Source organism: Geodermatophilus sp. SYSU D00663, assembly GCF_054050655.1.
The window spans coordinates 22,389-36,581 of record NZ_JBJGZT010000031.1 but is presented as its reverse complement, the minus strand read 5'-3'; the positions used below and the strand labels follow the sequence as shown (position 1 = coordinate 36,581).

Here is a 14,193-nt window from a genome sequence, read left to right as displayed (position 1 = left end):
AGGTCCGCCCGCGCACGGTGACGTCGCGGGCGTTCCCTCAGGCGGGCGGCAGCAGGCCGACCAGTCCCCCGGCGGCCAGCGCGGTCAGCTGCTCGACCAGCTCGGCGGCGGGCACCTCGCGGGTGCCCGACCACCAGTGCGCGGCCAGCTGCACCATGCCGACGACGCCGTAGGCCCACGTCGTCACGGCACCGGTGGGCCGGCCCGCGGCGGCCAGCCGCTCGCCAAGCAGCGCCGCCAGCGCGCCGGCGACCTCCCGCTCGGTGGCGGCCACGAGGTCCGGGCGCCCGGCGCGGCCGGCCGAGGCGTAGGCGAAGCGGTAGAGCTCCGGCTCGTCCTCGACCAGCAGCACGAACGCGGCGATGACCGCGCGCAGCCGCTCGACGTCGTCGCGGCGCTCGGCGGCCAGCTCCCCCAGCAGCCGCGGCAGCAGGACCGCCGAGGAGATGCGCTCGAGGACGGCGTCGACCAGCTCGTCCTTGTCGGTGAAGTAGCGGTAGATGACCGTCTTGGACACCCCGGCGGCGCGGGCGACGTCGTCGACGGCGAACCCCGGGCCGGCCGCGCGGACCGCCTCGACGGCGGCGGCGACGAGCTCCTCGCGGCGGGCGCGGCGGTGCTCGGTCCAGCGGGCGCGCCGCCCGTCCGCGGCCGGCCGCGGGTCGCCGTCGAGCCGCTGCCTGGGTCCCACGGTCACGGCCGCCCTCCCCCACGGAGACACCCGCCGACCCGAGGAGGCCGGCAGACCTGCACCCTGCCGTCCGCGCCCCGTGGCGGGAAGGCGTCGGCACCCGTCCGGCTCCCGCCGCGGCGCGCCGCCCTCACCGGAACGTCGCCGCGGCCTCCTCGACCACCGCGACGTAGGCGGCCCGGTCGGCGTCGCCGTCGCGGGTGAGGTTGTCGTCGTCCCGCCGCAGGCCGGCCGCGCCGTCGAGGCCCTCGCGCAGCACGTCGGCGTGCCCGGCGTGGCGGGCCACCTCGGCCAGCACGTGCACCAGCAGCGTGTGCAGCGTGGGGTGCCGCCGCTCCTCGGGCCACCACGGCACCTCGCCGGTGGCGTCGAGCGGCAGCGCGGCGACCGAGGCGTCGGCGTGCGCGGTGGCGCGGGCGTACAGCGCCAGGACGTCCTCGCGGGACTCGTCGGCGCGCACCCACAGGTCGTCGTCCCCGGCGTCGGGGTCGTCCCAGACCATCGGCTCCGGGAACGGCCGGCCCACGACGTTGCCGAGGTAGCCGGCCTCCACGCAGGCCAGGTGCTTGACCAGGCCGAGCAGGTTGGTGCCGGTGGCCGTCAGCGGCCGGCGGACGTCGTACTCGGACAACCCCTCGAGCTTCCACAGCAGCGCCTCGCGGGCGGTGCTGAGGTAGCGCAGCAGCACGGCCTTCGCGTCGTCCACGCGGGCAGCCTCTCAGCCCTGGGCGAGCTGCGTCGCGTAGAGGCAGATCGCCGCGGCGGCGGCCAGGTTGAGGCTCTCGGCGCGGCCGCGCATCGGGATCCGCACCCGGGCGTCGGCGGCCGCGGCCAGCTCCGGCGGCACCCCGCGCGCCTCGTTGCCGAACAGCCACAGCACCGGCCCGGCGAGGGCGTCCCCCAGCTCGTCGAGCGCGGCCTCGCCCCCGCCGTCGGCGGCCAGCACGGTGACCCCGCGCGCCTGCAGGCCGGCGACCAGCGGCTCCAGCGGCGCACCCCGGACGACGTCGACGTGGAACAGGCTGCCGGCGCTGGAGCGGACCGCCTTGCCGCCGTAGGGGTCGGCGGACCCGGCGCCGAAGACCACCGCGCCGGCGCCGCAGGCGTCGGCGGTGCGCAGCACGGTGCCGGCGTTGCCGGGGTCGGCCAGTCCGGCCAGGCCGACGGCAAGCGAGGGCGGGTCGGCGGTCAGCCGGTCGGCGGGCAGGTCGCGCAGCGCGCAGACGGCGACCAGGCCCTGCGGCGTCACGGTCTCGGACAGGCCCGCGGCGGCCCTCTCGGTGACCAGCCGGACGGGGACGGTGGTGCCGGCGAGCAGGTCGCGGTGCGCGGCGGCCGCGGCCTCGGTGGCGAACACCTCGCGGACGTCGTCCGGTGCGGTGGCCAGCGCCTCGGAGACCGCCTGGCGGCCCTCGGCGAGGAAGGCGCCCGCGGCGTCGCGGCCGGCGCGCCGGGTCAGCTTGCGCGCGGCGGCGACCCGGCCCGACCGCTCGGTCAGCAGCTCGCTCACGTCGTCTCCCCTCGTCGGGATCGGCGGTCCCGTGGCCATCGGGCGCTCATCGCCACGAGACCGCCGGTCCCGCGCGCACACGGGCCCCACACGCACCGACGCCGCCGGCGCCGGCCCAGGTGGGCCGGTCACCGACGGCGTCGGGAGGGAGTGCCTACGCGGCCTGCTCGCCGCCGGCCGGGGCCGCCGCGACGGCGGCCCGGGCGGTCTCCACCAGGGCGGCGAAGGCGGCCGGCTCGTTGACCGCGAGCTCGGCGAGCACGCGGCGGTCGAGCTCGATGCCGGCCAGCTTCAGGCCCTGCATGAACCGGTTGTAGGTCATGTCGTTCTGCCGCGCCGCGGCGTTGATGCGGGTGATCCACAGCTTGCGGAAGTCACCCTTGCGCGCCTTGCGGTCGCGGTAGTTGTAGGTGGCCGAGTGGAGGATCTGCTCCTTGGCCTTGCGGTACAGGCGCGAACGCTGACCGCGGTACCCGCTGGCGGCCTCGAGGGTCGTCCGGCGCTTCTTCTGGGCGTTGACCGCCCGCTTCACGCGTGCCACGTGAGAACTCCTTGCTGGTTACGGGAGGCGGGGGCTCAGATGCCCAGCAGCTTCTTGATGGTCTTGCTGTCGGCCGGGGACATGACCTGGTCCTTCTCCAGCCGGCGCTTGCGCCGCGAGCTCTTGTGCTCGAACTTGTGCTGGTTGTTGGCCTGCTCCCGCATGATCTTGCCGGTGCCCGTGACGCGCACCCGCTTCGCGGTGCCCTTGTGGGTCTTCTGCTTCGGCATGTCCTCGTCGTCCTGTTCGTGGGTGTCGGCGCCGCCCGGCAGCACGAGGCTGCCGAGACGACGCCGGCCGTCTCGGTGGTGCGTGGTCGGCCCTCCTGCAGGGGCCCGCCGCGAGCGTGCGAGCGGTGGGGGGCAGGAGGGTCCTTCCTCAGGCCGTCGGGGTCTGCCCCTCGGCGGCCCGGTCGGCCTTGGCCTGACGGCGGGCGCCGTCGGTCGCGGCCTGGTTCCGGTGCGGGGCGATCACCATGACCATGTTCCGGCCGTCCTGCTTCGGGTTGGACTCGACGACGCCCAGCTCGGAGACGTCGCCGGCCAGCCGCTGCAGGAGGCGGTAGCCCATCTCGGGCCGCGACTGCTCGCGCCCGCGGAACATCACGGTGATCTTGACCTTGTCGCCCGCCTTGAGGAAGCGCTCGACGTGGCCCTTCTTGGTCTCGTAGTCGTGCGGGTCGATCTTCAGGCGCAGCCGCATCTCCTTGATGACGGTGAGCGCCTGGTTCCGCCGGGCCTCGCGGGCCTTCTGGGCGGACTCATACTTGAACTTCCCGTAGTCCATCAGCTTGACGACCGGCGGCCGGGCCATCGGCGCGACCTCGACGAGGTCGAGCTCGGAGTCCTGCGCCAGGCGCAGCGCCTCGCCGATCGGCACGATGCCGACCTGCTCGCCCTCCGGGCCCACCAGGCGGACCTCGGGGACGCGGATACGGTCGTTGATACGGGGCTCGGTGATGGCCTCTCCTCTGCTCTGTCACACGGGAGGAGGTCGCGCCCACCCGGGCACCGGAGACGGCGAGGGCCCCGTGAGCGGGTGCTCACAGGGCCCGTCTCGCCGGTGCGGCACCGGCCCGTCGCCGGGCCGGGCACGTCGCGGAGGACCGGCCGGGGCAGGCCGGACTCCCGCGAACCGGGGACCTGGGCACCTCGACGGCGCCAGGTGGGAGCGGGCTCCTCTTGGTCAGCGGCCCGGGGCGGGGCCGCTGGAGTGGTTCACGCGCCTCGTGTAGCGGGGAGGCACGCTCATCCTACAGCGTCGCGGACGCTGCAGGTATTCCGGGAGCCGGGACGCCGCTCACTCGTGCAGCAGCGGGCCGTGCGCCGGCGCGGGACGGGCGGCGACGTCGGCGGCCAGCAGCGCCCGCAGCCCCTCGACGGCGGTGGCCGCGCGCTCGCCGTCGACCGCCTGCAGCGCCGTCATCGCCATCGCGTCGCCGTTGGCGAGCTCCAGCGTGGCCACCCACGCCCGGCGGTCGAACCGGACGCCGCGCACCGCCGCCCAGGGCAGCGTCCGCTGCCCGAGCAGGTTCCGCACCCGGATGCCCGAGGCGTCGGCGTCGACCCGCGGCCGGCCCAGCAGCAGGATCCCCGCGCCGACGAACAGGCCGATCCCGGCGATGGCCACGCGGTCGGCGGCGTCGAAGGGGTTGAGCTCGTCCGAGGGGTGGGTGACGAGCGCGGTGACGACCATGACGACGACGACCGTGACGGCGAGCAGCGTGCAGACCACCCGCATGAGGAGGGGGACGGCGGAGATCCGGGCGGGGGTGGTGGGCGGCGTCGGCACGCCCCCATGGTCCCAGCCCGGCGCGCGCCGCCGGGACTGGCAGAGTGCCGGGGCGTGGACGCGAGCGGCGTGGAGGTGACCGGCCGGGCGCAGCGCGCCGCGTGGCGCGAGCGGTCGGTGCCCGCCGTCGAGCGGGTGCGGCCGGGCCTGTGGTCGGTGCCGGTGCCGATGGGCGGCCCGCTGCGGTGGGTCAACGCCCACGTGCTCGAGCTGGCCGGCGGCGGGCTGGGCCTGGTCGACACCGGCTGGGACGCCGACGACAGCTGGGCGGCGCTGTGCGCCGGGCTGGCCGGGATCGGCGCCGGCGTCCGCGACGTCCGCGGCGTGCTGGTCACCCACATGCACATGGACCACGTCGGCCTGGCGGGCCGGGTGCGGGAGGCCTCGGGTGCGTGGGTGGCGATGCACCCGGCCGACGCCCGCGACCTGACCGCCTTCACCGCCCGCTCGCCCGAGGAGTCCACCGAGGTGGAGGTCGCCTTCCTCGTCGGGCTGGGCGCCCCCGAGCCGGACGCCCGCGCGGACGCCGGGACGCCGGAGGAGCGCGCGCGGTGGCGGCGGCTGGCGCTGCCCGACCGGCTGCTCGAGGACGGCGACCGCGCGGACCTGCCCGGCTGGTCGCTGCGCGCCGTCCACACGCCCGGCCACACCGCCGGGCACCTGTGCTTCGCCGACGAGGCCACCGGCCTGTTCTTCGCCGGCGACCACGTCCTGCCCCGCATCAGCCCGAACGTCTCGACGCACGCCGGCGGCGCCGCCGACCCGCTGCGCGACTACCTGTCCTCGCTGGAGCGGGTCGCCGGGGAGGAGGCCGGCGAGGTGCTGCCCGGCCACGAGTGGCGCTTCCGCGGCCTGGCCGGCCGGGCCCGCGAGCTGCGGGCGCACCACGAGCGCCGGCTGGCCGAGCTGCTGGCCGCGGTCCGGGCGCACCCGGGGAGCACCCCGTGGGACCTGGCCGCACACCTGACGTGGTCGCGGCCGTGGTCGCAGTACGAGCGGCGGATGCGGATCTTCGCCGTCACCGAGACCGACGCCCACCTGCGGCTGCTGGTCACCCGCGGCCTGGTCGTCGGCGACGGCGCGCGGGTGCCGCGCTACGCGGCGGCGCACCTGCGCTGATCCGGCACTAACCTGGGTGCCCACAGGTCGCGGCACCTCGAAGAAGCGGGTGGCCGCGGCCGGTCCCCGCGAGGTGCCCGTGTCCCAGGACGCCACCCGATCCCTCCCCCTGGCCGACGAGCTGTCGGTCGTCTCCGCGCGCGTGGCCGGGCTGCTGCTCTCCGAGGAGACCGTCGCCACCGCACTGGGCCTGGTCGGCTCCCTCGTGCTGCAGACCGTCCCGGCGGCGGCCGGCGCGGGCGTCTCGATCGTCGACCGCACCGGGCGGCGGTCGTCGGGCTCCACCGATCCGGTGGTCGAGCGCGCCGACGCGCTGCAGTACGAGCTCGACGAGGGGCCGTGCCTGGCCGCGGCCGCCGGGCGGGTGCTCGTGCGGGCGGACGACCTGCGCGCCGAGCCCCGCTGGCCGCACTGGGCCGCCGCGGCGGTCGAGCTCGGCCTGCTGTCCACCCTGAGCGTGCCGCTGGTGGCCGGGGACCGGACGCTGGGAGCCCTCAAGGTCTACGGCGCCGACCCCGGCGTCTTCACCGACCACGACGCGCAGGTGCTCACCCTGTCCGCGGCGCAGGCCGCCCTGCTGGTCACCCACGTCACGGCCCGGGAGCAGGCCCGCCGGGCCAGCGACGACCTGCGGAGGGCCGTGACGACGCGCGACGTCGTCAGCACCGCCAAGGGGGTGCTCATGGCCCGGCACGGCGTCGGCGAGGAGACCGCGCTGGCCATGCTGCTGTCCCGCTCAGGAGGGGACGCCGGCACGCTGCGGCAGGCGGCCCGGGCGGTGGTCGACTCGGCCGTCCGCCGGCTCCGCTGATGGTCGCCGCCGGCGTCCCCGACGAGGACCGGCGCACCGTGCTCGTGGCCGCGCTCCGGCACGCCGAGCTCACCCTCGAGCAGCTGTGGCTGCGGTACTTCGAGCTCGGCGGCAACGCCGACCTGTTCGACGTCGAGGCCCACCTGGACGGGCTGGCGCGGCTGTCCGACCTCGACGGCGACCTGCTGGCCGTCGCGGTCAACGAACGGCTCGACGAGCTGTCCGCGGCCCGCCGGGTGCCCTACTCCCGGCCGCTGCGCCCGCCCCGGCCCACCACCGGGCCGCTGGCGGCGCTGCTGCAGCTGCTCGAGGCCGCCCGCACCGCCCCGCCGGACCGGCTGCCGCAGCTGGCCGCGGGGGCCGGCCGGGTGCTCGGCGTCGACGTCACGGTGCACGTCGTCGACCACGAGCAGCGCCGGCTGGTGCAGCTGCCCGGCGAGGGCCGCAGATCCGGCGAGCCGGTCGCCGTCGACGGCACCCTGCCGGGGCGCGTCTTCCAGTCCGGGCAGCTGCTGCCGTCGGAGGCCGGGGGGCTGCCGCGCCTGTGGGTGCCGCTGCTCGACGGCGCCGACCGGGTCGGCGTCCTGGAGGTGCGGGTGGAGGCCGCCCGGGACCTGGAGGACCCCGGCCTGCGCGAGCAGTGCTGGTGGCTGGCCTCGATGGTCGCCCACCTGGTCACCTCGATGGGCGTCTACGGCGACGTGCTCGAGTGCACCCGGCGCACCCGGCCGCGGACGCCGTCGGCCGAGCTGGTCTGGCAGCAGCTCCCCCCGCTGACCGCCGCGACCGACGCCTTCGTCGTCGCGGGCCTGCTGGAACCCAGCGCCGCCGTCGGCGGGGACGCCTTCGACTACGCGCTCGCCGAGGACGCGGTGTGGCTGACCGTGCTCGACGCCATGGGGCACGGCCTCGGGGCGGGGCTGATGAGCGCCGCGACGCTCGCCACCGCCCGCAGCGCGCGGCGGGACGGGCGCGGCCTGCACGACCAGGTCCGCGCGGTGGACGAGGTGGTCGCCGCGACGTTCCCCGGCAGCGCCTTCGTCACCGGGGTGCTCGCCCAGCTCGACGTCGCCACGGGGCGGCTGCGCTACGTCCGCGCCGGGCACCCGCCGCCGCTGCTGCTGCGGCGCGGGCGGGTGGTCAAGGAGCTCAGCGCGGGCGGGCGGGTGCCCCTCGGGCTCGGCACGCCGGCGTTCGAGGTCGCCGAGGAGGTGCTCGAGCCCGGGGACTGGCTGGTGCTCTACACCGACGGCGTCACCGAGGCGCGCGACGCCGCGGGACGGTGGTTCGGCGAGCAGCGGCTGGTCGAGTTCCTCACCCGGGCGGTCGCGGCCGGGCACCCGCCGCCGGAGACCGTGCGCCGGCTGGTGCGCGCGGTCCTCGACCACCAGGGCGGCGTGCTGCAGGACGACGCCAGCATCCTCATCGCCTCCTGGACCACCCGCTGACCGGGTCGCGCCCCCGCGGCCGGCCGGCCGAGCAGGGGCCGTCACACGACCGCGACGCCCACCGGCCACCATGGACCGGTGACCTCCTCCCCCGACGCCCCGGCGCTCGCGACCGGTCCGGAGCAGGCAGCCGGCCCCGCGCCGCTGGCCGGGTACACCGTGGCGGTGACCGCCGCGCGGCGGCGGGAGGAGCTCGGCGCGCTGCTCGACCGCCGCGGCGCCCGGGTGGTGTACGCCCCGGCGATCCGGATCGTGCCGCTGGCCGACGACGCCGAGCTGGTCGCCGCCACCGAGGCGGTGCTCGCCGCGCCGGTGGACCTGGTGGTCGCGACGACGGGGGTGGGCTTCCGCGGGTGGCTGGAGGCGGCCGATGCCTGGGACCTGCCGCTGGTCGGGCACCTGCGCGGCGCCCGGGTGCTCGCCCGCGGCCCCAAGGCGCGCGGCGCCATCCGCGGCGGCGGGCTGGTCGACGCGTGGTCGCCGGCGTCGGAGTCGTCGGCCGAGGTGCTCGAGCACCTGCTGTCCGGCGCGGAGGGCCCGCTGGAGGGGCGCCGGGTCGCCCTCCAGCTGCACGGCGACCCGCTGCCGGAGTTCGTCGACGCGCTGCGCGCGGCCGGCGCCGAGGTGCTGACCGTGCCGGTCTACCGGTGGGTGCTGCCCGAGGACGTCGCGCCGCTGCGCCGGCTGGTCGGCCAGGTCGTGGCCCGCGCGGTCGACGCGGTGACCTTCACCAGCGCGCCGGCCGCCGCCAGCCTGCTGTCGGTGGCCGCCGAGCTCGGCCGGCGGGACGAGCTGGTCGCCGCGCTGACCGGCGGGGTGCTGCCGGTGGCCGTCGGTCCGGTCACCGCCGGCCCGCTGACCGCCGCCGGGATCCCGACGCTGCAGCCCGAGCGCTCCCGGCTGGGCGCGCTGGCCCGCGAGGTCGTCGCCCGGCTGCCCGAGCGGGACCCGGTGCTGCGGGTCGGCCGGGCCGCGCTGCAGGTGCGCGGGCACGCCGCCGTCCTCGACGGCCGCCTGGTGGAGCTGCCGCCGGGGCCGATGGCGGTGCTGCGGGCGCTGGCCGCCCGTCCCGGCGCCGTCGTCGCCGAGGCCGACCTGGTGCCCGGGCTGCCCGGCGGCGGGGACGGGCACGCGGTGGAGATGGCGGTGACCCGGCTGCGCGCCGCGCTCGGGCCGGGCGTCGTCGAGACCGTCGTCGAGCGCGGCTACCGCCTGGCCGTCTGAGCCCCGCCGTGCGGGCCGTCGGGCGCAGGTGGACCACACGGGTGACGGCCACGCAGGCGGCGTGGAAGCCGATGAAGACGAGGTGGGCGGCGTCGCCGCTGCCGGTGGTGAGGAACGACTGCCGGAACGCGAGGTCCACCAGCACCCCGCCGAGGGCGCCGACCGCGCCGGCGATGCCGATCAGCGCGCCGGACGTCCGCAGCGCCTGGTGCGGAAGACCGCCGGGATCATCTCGCAGGCCGACCCGTTGCCGATCCCGCTGAGCACGAACAGCAGCACGAACCCGACGACGAACAGCGGCAGCGACCCCACCCGGCTCGCCGTTCGGACCACCGCGGCGCCGGCGGCCATCGCGGCGGAGGTCCAGAGGGTGGTCCGGGCACCGCCGAAGCGGTCGGCCAGCGACCCGCCGAGCGGCCGGACGAGGCTGCCGAGCAGCGGGCCCAGCCAGGTCAGCGACGCCGCGGCCCGCGGGGTGGCGAAGCCCTCGCCGAACCGGTTCTGCAGCACCTGGCCGAAGGCGAACCCGAAGCCGGTGAACGAGCCGGACGTGCCGGTGTGGAGGAGGGACATCACGTAGGTGTGCGGCTCACGGGTGGCCTCGCGCACGGCCCGCGGCTGGTTGCGCGCCGTCGTCAGGTCGTCCACGAGCAGGGCCGCGCCGACGGCGGCGACGACGATCAGCGGGACGTGGACGCAGAGCACGATCCGCGGGTGCTCCACCCCGGCGGTCGCCAGCACGAGCAGGCCGACGAGCTGCACCACCGGGACGCCGAGGTCGCCGCCGGCGGCGTTGAGGTCGAGCGCCCAGCCCTTTGAGCCGGTCGGGGTGGAAGGCGTTGACGTCGGCCATCGCGCTGGCGAAGTTGCCGCCACCGACGCCGGCGAGGCAGGAGACGACCAGCAGCGTCGTGCAGGAGACGCCGGGCTCGAGGACGACGGCGGTGGCGATCGTGCTCACCGGCCCTGCCCCGCTGTGGTGAGGGTCCGGGCGCCGGGCCGACACGGGGCGGCCGGCTCGGCCATGATCGACGGCGTGGCGGAGTACACGGAGGCGGCACCGGGACGCGCGCTCGTGGAGTCCGGGGAACTGGTCGCCGGGACGATGGCGCGCACGGCCGCGGGGCTGGTGTTCGACGACGGCTCGGCGAAGGTGCGCCTGGACGGCGGGCTGGCCGCGTGGCTGCGGCGCACCGCGACCGCGGCCGACACCGACCCGGCCGCGCCGGTGTCCTCCCGCGCCCGCTGCCGCGCCGGCGCCGCGCTCGCCTTCGCCGCCGAGCTGTCGGTGACCCGCACCGCCCAGGGCCGCACGGTGCGCACCGACGGGTTCCTCACCCCCGGTCCCGGCGACCGCGCGCCCGCCGACGAGGTGGCCGAGGCCGTGGTGCTCGCCGCGCGTGCCGTCACCGAGGAGTGGCGCGTGCGCCACCTCGGCTACCTGCTCGCCGAGGCCGCCGTCTCCCCCGACCTCGACGCCGCCGTGGTGTTCCGCGGGCTGCGGGTGGCCACGGAGCTCACCGGCCGGCAGTGGGTGCTGCTGGCCGCGGTCGGCCGGCGCGAGCGCACCCCGCTGCCGATGACACCGGTGCCGCGGGACCCGCGCGGCTGGACCGCGTGGGGCGCGCTCGAGGACCTCACCGACCTGCAGCGCCGCGGGCTGCTCGACCCGCCGCCGGCGACCCCGCGCCCCGGCGGCGCGGCGCTCCCCCGGCTGCGCCCGGCCGACCTGCGGCTGACCCGCCGCGGCGTGCTCGTGCACCGGCTGCTGGCGCTGCACTTCGTGCGCGACGCGACGGTCGCCGCCGCCCTCGCCGAGCTGGCCTGACCTCCCCGGCGGATCGTGACCCGTCCGTGACCTGCCGGTGTGGGTCCGGCGGGTGCCCCGCGGCGTGTAAGGGGTGACGGCCGACCGCGGGAGGGCACGGGTGGAGCAGGGCTTCGAGGACGCGTCCTTCGAGGACTTCGTGTCCCGCGAGCAGGCCGGGCTGCTGCGCCTGGCCGTGCTCCTCGCCGGGGACCGCGGGCACGCCGAGGACCTGGTGCAGACCGCGCTGCTCAAGACCTACCGGCACTGGGACCGGGTCACCCGCGGCGGCGACCCGACCGCCTACGTCCGCCGGGTCGTCGTCACCACCCACACCAGCTGGCGGCGCCGGCTGGCGAGCACCGAGCAGGTCGTCGAGACGCTGCCCGACCGCGCCGACCCGGCGCGGCCGCGCGAGGACGACGAGGAGCTGCGCGCCGCGCTGCGCTCGCTGCCGCCGCGGATGCGCGCCGCCGTCGTCCTGCGCTACTACGCCGACCTCTCCGAGCAGCAGGCCGCCGAGGCGATGGGCTGCTCGGCCAGCGCGGTGAACACCCACACCACCCGGGGGCTGGCCCGCCTGCGCGCGCTGCTGGCGCGGCCGGTCCTCGTGAGCGGGGAGGACTCCTGATGGACGACCTGACCGACCGGCTGACCCGGCTCGCCGAGCGCACCGCTCCCCCGCCGCGGGAGGACCTCGCCGCCGCGGTGGTGACGCGGCACCGGCGCGACCGGCGCCGGCGCACGGGCATCGCCGCGGTCGCCGTCGCGGTGGCGGCCGTGGTGGTGGCGGTGCCGGTGGTGGTGCGCGGCGGGGACGACCCGGTCCCCACCGCCGGCGTGGCCGCGCCCGGGGAGGCCCCGACCGACGTGCTGTCCGGACCCACCCGCGGCTCGCTGGCCGGGGACGCGGCGTTCGTCGAGGGCGTGCGTCGGCTGCCGTGGTCGAGCGCGGACGTCGGCGTGCCCGAGCCGGCCGTGGCCGACCGGCACGTCGTCTTCGCCGGGGACGTCGCCGGCGCGCGCTGGGCCCTGGTGGCCGCCCGCACCGGGGCGCAGCCGCCGCCGCTCGTGCCCGACCCCGAGCTGGAGACCGACCTCGGCGCGCGCGGCGGGACCGTCGTCGCCTGGTTCACCGGTCCGGCCGGCGCGACGGCGGAGCAGATGACGGTGCAGGACGTGCCGCACGCCGTCGACCCCTCTCTGCCGCTGGCCTACGCCGACACGGGGATCGACGCGGTGGTGGTCGTGGCCGCGCCGGGTGACGTGGTCAGCGTGTCCGAGCGGCCGGAGGTCGCCGCCGACGGCACCGTCTCGCGCACCTGGACGGAGGTGGCGGCCCCCGACGGCGTCGCGGTGCTCGACCGCGGACCGTCGTCGCTCCCCTCCGACGCCGCCTTCCGCTACCGCGTCGAGCGCGACGGGTCCGTGCTGGCCACCGGCATGCCGGACACCCGCTGGGGCGGGGCCCCGCCGGGCGACCTCGACGTCACCTGGGCGCGCGAGCAGCCGCCGGCGGCGCCCGGCGACGAGATGCGCACGGGCGAGATGGAGTCCCTCCTCGCGCGCACCGGGCTGACCGCGGACGCCGTCGCCTTCACCGTGCTGTGGGCCGGCGACGTGCCCGCGCCCACCGTCGGCACCGCCCGGGTCGCCGTCTTCTCCGCCACCCTCCCCTCGGGCGCGGTGTACGTGGGGACGACGGCCGCGGTGGCCGTCGACCGCAGCGGCAGCGCCGGCTGGAGCTGCGGGTCGGAGCTGCGGGCCGCCGGCGAGGGCGACCGGGCGGTGGCCGCGGTGTGCGAGGTGACCGACGCCAGTGCGGACCCGCCCGTGCTGCCGACCCTGGTCGTGGTGGCCCCGCCGGGGGCGACGACGGTGCGGCTGCTGGACGCGGCCGGCGGCGTGCTCGGCGAGACCGCGCTCGACGACGGCGTCGCGGTGGTCGCGGCCCCCGGGGACCTGGCGTCGGTGGAGACCCTCGACGCGGCGGGCGCGGTGGTCGAGCGCGCCGAGCCGCTCCTGGAGGCGACGCTCGAGTGAGGATCCCGGTGCTGCTGGCCGCCGTCCTGCTCGCCGGCTGCGCGGGAGCACCCGGCGGCTCCGGCGCGGTCGTCTGCCCGGCGATCGGGTGGGTCGACGCGGTGCGGGTGGAGCTCACCGGCGACTGGACCGGTCCGGCCCCGGCGTCGGTGCGGGTGGTCTGTGAGCCCTCGTGCGGGCAGGTCGTCCGCCTCGACCGGGACCCGGAGCCGCGGCGCGAGGTCACCGCGCCGCTGACCGGGACGACGGCCGGCGTACCGACGGGCACGGGGACACCGGACGCCGCGACCGTCACCGTGCTCGCGGCCGACGGCGGTGCGCTCGCCGAGGTCGACGCCGACCTGGACTGGGTGCGGGTCGGGGGCAGCGAGGAGTGTGGCGGGCCGATGGAGGCCACCGTCGTCGTCCCGGCGCCCTGAGCGCTCGGGTGCTCCCACGGGTGCGTGCTCCCGGGGCCCACGGCCACGTCGGTCGGCCCGGGGAGCGCGCGCCCGACCGCGCGGGGCGCACGGGCCCGTGCACCGGGCGCGGGATGTGCACGTGGCGCGACCCGGGGCGCTCCGGCACCGCGCTCGGTGCACACGCCGCTGGTTGCAGACACCGGCGGGGCCCTGCGCCTCGGACGTCCCCCGCACCTCAGACGTCGACGACGAGCAGCCCCTCGACCTCGCGGACCGGGTACACGCGCACCGGGGTCAGCGACCCGCCGCCGAAGCAGCCGACGGCGTCGCGGCCGTACCGGGCCCGGGTGCGCCCGATCACGGCGACGACGCGGTCGAACGCCTCGTCCCAGCCGGCCTGGACCAGCGGGCTGGTGCGGTCGCCGGGCACCGCGCGGACCAGCGGGCGGGTCAGCCGCTCGGGGTGGTCGAGCAGCTCGGTGGCCGACCAGCCCTTGCTGCACAGCCGGCCCCGGTTGGTCGGGGAGTCGAGGGGTACGAGCGTCGCCGGACGGTCCCCCGCGGTGACCGCCGTGCCGCACTGCAGCGAGCAGTAGGGACAGTGCGTCTCGGTGGTCCGCGTGCGGGGACCGGCCGGTGCGGCGGTGCCGGACGGGAGGGCTGCGGACACGCCCCCGAGCGTCGGGTGCGGCGGTCTCCCCGCGGCCACGACGACGTCGAGGCTGCGTTCCGGAGACCTCACGGGCGGGAACGGGGTCCGGTGCGGCGCCGGTGGTGTGCAGGCTCCGACGAGGAATCGGGAGGCGG

Annotated in this window: 18 protein-coding genes; 9 read left to right on the top strand and 9 right to left on the bottom strand. The window is 77.7% G+C overall.

Translation table 11 applies throughout. From position 1 onward, the window contains the following. Positions 1 to 37: 37 nt before the first annotated feature. The 7 genes from ACI79Z_RS20020 to ACI79Z_RS19990 all read right to left on the bottom strand — a co-directional run bounded on the left by ACI79Z_RS20020 (position 38) and on the right by ACI79Z_RS19990 (position 4,533). The gene (locus tag ACI79Z_RS20020; protein ID WP_387987052.1) at positions 38 to 697 is read right to left on the bottom strand and encodes a TetR/AcrR family transcriptional regulator; all 660 of its coding nucleotides are present in this window, start codon (positions 695 to 697) and stop codon (positions 38 to 40) included. A gap of 124 nt (positions 698 to 821) precedes the next feature. After that, positions 822 to 1,397 (bottom strand): DinB family protein, encoded by a 576-nt coding sequence (locus ACI79Z_RS20015; protein WP_456903603.1) that lies wholly within the window; start codon positions 1,395 to 1,397, stop codon positions 822 to 824. 12 nt (positions 1,398 to 1,409) lie between these two features. Next, a complete protein-coding gene (locus tag ACI79Z_RS20010) occupies positions 1,410 to 2,201 on the bottom strand; it encodes a TrmH family RNA methyltransferase (protein WP_456903602.1) in 792 nt (263 codons plus the stop codon). 154 nt (positions 2,202 to 2,355) lie between these two features. Next, positions 2,356 to 2,742 (bottom strand): 50S ribosomal protein L20, encoded by a 387-nt coding sequence (gene rplT / locus ACI79Z_RS20005; RefSeq protein WP_075015337.1) that lies wholly within the window; start codon positions 2,740 to 2,742, stop codon positions 2,356 to 2,358. A gap of 35 nt (positions 2,743 to 2,777) precedes the next feature. Next, a complete protein-coding gene (gene rpmI, locus ACI79Z_RS20000) occupies positions 2,778 to 2,972 on the bottom strand; it encodes a 50S ribosomal protein L35 (RefSeq protein ID WP_387987043.1) in 195 nt (64 codons plus the stop codon). 148 nt (positions 2,973 to 3,120) lie between these two features. Then, positions 3,121 to 3,651 (bottom strand): translation initiation factor IF-3, encoded by a 531-nt coding sequence (gene infC / locus ACI79Z_RS19995; protein ID WP_387987040.1) that lies wholly within the window; start codon positions 3,649 to 3,651, stop codon positions 3,121 to 3,123. 390 nt (positions 3,652 to 4,041) lie between these two features. Beyond that, on the bottom strand, positions 4,042 to 4,533 hold the full coding sequence (locus ACI79Z_RS19990) for a PH domain-containing protein (protein ID WP_387987038.1): 492 nt from the start codon (positions 4,531 to 4,533) through the stop codon (positions 4,042 to 4,044). 54 nt (positions 4,534 to 4,587) lie between these two features. Here ACI79Z_RS19990 and ACI79Z_RS19985 point away from each other — a divergent pair, with 54 nt between their 5' ends. From ACI79Z_RS19985 to ACI79Z_RS19970, 4 genes are all read left to right on the top strand, one after another. Continuing rightward, the gene (locus ACI79Z_RS19985; protein WP_387987035.1) at positions 4,588 to 5,652 is read left to right on the top strand and encodes an MBL fold metallo-hydrolase; all 1,065 of its coding nucleotides are present in this window, start codon (positions 4,588 to 4,590) and stop codon (positions 5,650 to 5,652) included. Between the two features lie 16 nt (positions 5,653 to 5,668). Beyond that, the gene (locus tag ACI79Z_RS19980; RefSeq protein ID WP_387987032.1) at positions 5,669 to 6,463 is read left to right on the top strand and encodes a GAF and ANTAR domain-containing protein; all 795 of its coding nucleotides are present in this window, start codon (positions 5,669 to 5,671) and stop codon (positions 6,461 to 6,463) included. Then, positions 6,463 to 7,911: a PP2C family protein-serine/threonine phosphatase gene (locus ACI79Z_RS19975; RefSeq protein WP_387987030.1), complete on the top strand. Its 1,449-nt coding sequence runs from the start codon at positions 6,463 to 6,465 to the stop codon at positions 7,909 to 7,911. Before ACI79Z_RS19980 ends, ACI79Z_RS19975 begins: the two co-directional genes overlap by 1 nt. Before the next feature lie 78 nt (positions 7,912 to 7,989). Beyond that, complete coding sequence (locus ACI79Z_RS19970; protein WP_456903601.1) at positions 7,990 to 9,135, top strand: uroporphyrinogen-III synthase; 1,146 nt, start codon at positions 7,990 to 7,992, stop codon at positions 9,133 to 9,135. A gap of 180 nt (positions 9,136 to 9,315) precedes the next feature. Here the strand turns inward: ACI79Z_RS19970 and ACI79Z_RS19965 are convergent, their stop codons facing one another. Then, positions 9,316 to 9,897, bottom strand: a complete 582-nt coding sequence (locus ACI79Z_RS19965; protein WP_456903600.1) for an MFS transporter — start codon at positions 9,895 to 9,897, stop codon at positions 9,316 to 9,318. Positions 9,898 to 9,974: 77 nt separating this feature from the next. Between ACI79Z_RS19965 and ACI79Z_RS19960 the strand changes: the two genes are divergently transcribed. The 5 genes from ACI79Z_RS19960 to ACI79Z_RS19940 all read left to right on the top strand — a co-directional run bounded on the left by ACI79Z_RS19960 (position 9,975) and on the right by ACI79Z_RS19940 (position 13,404). Then, positions 9,975 to 10,118, top strand: coding sequence for a hypothetical protein (locus ACI79Z_RS19960; protein ID WP_456903599.1), 144 nt, complete (start codon positions 9,975 to 9,977; stop codon positions 10,116 to 10,118). Positions 10,119 to 10,171: 53 nt separating this feature from the next. After that, positions 10,172 to 10,963, top strand: a complete 792-nt coding sequence (locus ACI79Z_RS19955; protein WP_456903598.1) for a hypothetical protein — start codon at positions 10,172 to 10,174, stop codon at positions 10,961 to 10,963. Between the two features lie 73 nt (positions 10,964 to 11,036). Then, positions 11,037 to 11,573: a SigE family RNA polymerase sigma factor gene (locus ACI79Z_RS19950; RefSeq protein ID WP_387987021.1), complete on the top strand. Its 537-nt coding sequence runs from the start codon at positions 11,037 to 11,039 to the stop codon at positions 11,571 to 11,573. Beyond that, entirely contained in the window at positions 11,573 to 12,985 is a 1,413-nt protein-coding gene (locus tag ACI79Z_RS19945; RefSeq protein WP_456903597.1) for a hypothetical protein, read from the top strand. The genes ACI79Z_RS19950 and ACI79Z_RS19945 overlap by 1 nt, the downstream gene beginning before the upstream one ends. Further along, positions 12,982 to 13,404, top strand: a complete 423-nt coding sequence (locus ACI79Z_RS19940) for a hypothetical protein (RefSeq protein WP_387987018.1) — start codon at positions 12,982 to 12,984, stop codon at positions 13,402 to 13,404. The genes ACI79Z_RS19945 and ACI79Z_RS19940 overlap by 4 nt, the downstream gene beginning before the upstream one ends. 217 nt (positions 13,405 to 13,621) lie before the next feature. Here the strand turns inward: ACI79Z_RS19940 and ACI79Z_RS19935 are convergent, their stop codons facing one another. After that, the gene (locus ACI79Z_RS19935; protein ID WP_456903596.1) at positions 13,622 to 14,056 is read right to left on the bottom strand and encodes a molybdopterin-dependent oxidoreductase; all 435 of its coding nucleotides are present in this window, start codon (positions 14,054 to 14,056) and stop codon (positions 13,622 to 13,624) included. Positions 14,057 to 14,193 lie beyond the last annotated feature (137 nt).

Excerpts from the sequence above, each read along its gene's own strand:
- rpmI (WP_387987043.1), bottom strand. The coding sequence starts at position 2,972 with ATGCCGAAGCAGAAGACCCACAAGGGCACCGCGAAGCGGGTGCGCGTC.
- ACI79Z_RS19975 (WP_387987030.1), top strand. The coding sequence starts at position 6,463 with ATGGTCGCCGCCGGCGTCCCCGACGAGGACCGGCGCACCGTGCTCGTG.
- ACI79Z_RS19945 (WP_456903597.1), top strand. The coding sequence starts at position 11,573 with ATGGACGACCTGACCGACCGGCTGACCCGGCTCGCCGAGCGCACCGCT.